The organism is Microbispora cellulosiformans (genome assembly GCF_008728085.1).
Taxonomy (GTDB): domain Bacteria; phylum Actinomycetota; class Actinomycetes; order Streptosporangiales; family Streptosporangiaceae; genus Microbispora; species Microbispora amethystogenes.
The window spans coordinates 1-680 of sequence record NZ_VYTZ01000056.1 but is presented as its reverse complement, the minus strand read 5'-3'; the positions used below and the strand labels follow the sequence as shown (position 1 = coordinate 680).

The 680-nt window shown below is 70.1% G+C and carries 1 protein-coding gene; it reads left to right on the top strand.

Annotation, left to right across the window (positions count from 1 at the left end; all coding sequences use genetic code 11):
* A partial coding sequence (locus tag F5972_RS36820; RefSeq protein ID WP_150940782.1) for a beta-ketoacyl synthase N-terminal-like domain-containing protein occupies positions 1–680 on the top strand: 680 nt, incomplete at both ends.

The following is a 680-nucleotide window of genomic DNA, read 5'->3' as shown; positions in this document are numbered from 1 at the left end:
TCGGATTGGCCGGCTGATCGTGGCTGGGATGTGGAGGGGTTGTTCGATCCGAGTGGGGAGCGGGCGAACACCAGTTATGTGAAGTCGGGTGGGTTCCTGCACGAGGCGGCGGAGTTCGACGCGGGGTTCTTCGGGATCTCGCCGAACGAGGCGTTGGTGATGGATCCGCAGCAGCGGTTGCTGCTGGAGACCTCGTGGGAGGCGATGGAGCGGGCGGGCATCGACCCGGGGTCGCTGCGGGGGTCGTCGACCGGGGTGTTCGCCGGGATGATGTATCACGACTACGCCGCCAACGCGAACACCGGGTCGATCGCCTCGGGCCGGGTGTCGTACGTGTTCGGGTTCGAGGGCCCGTCGGTCACGGTCGACACGGCGTGTTCGTCGTCGCTGGTGGCGTTGCATCTGGCCGGGCAGGCGCTGCGGTCCGGTGAGTGTTCGCTGGCGCTGGTGGGTGGTGTGGCGGTGATGGCCACGCCGGAGGCGATCATCGAGTTCTCCCGCCAGCGGGGGTTGTCGCCGGACGGGCGGTGCCGGTCGTTCGCGGCGGGCGCGAACGGCACGGCGTGGGCCGAGGGCTGTGGTGTGCTGCTGGTGGAGCGGTTGTCGGACGCGCGCCGGCTCGGGCACCGGGTGCTCGCGGTGGTGCGGGGTACGGCGGTGAACCAGGACGGCGCGTCGAA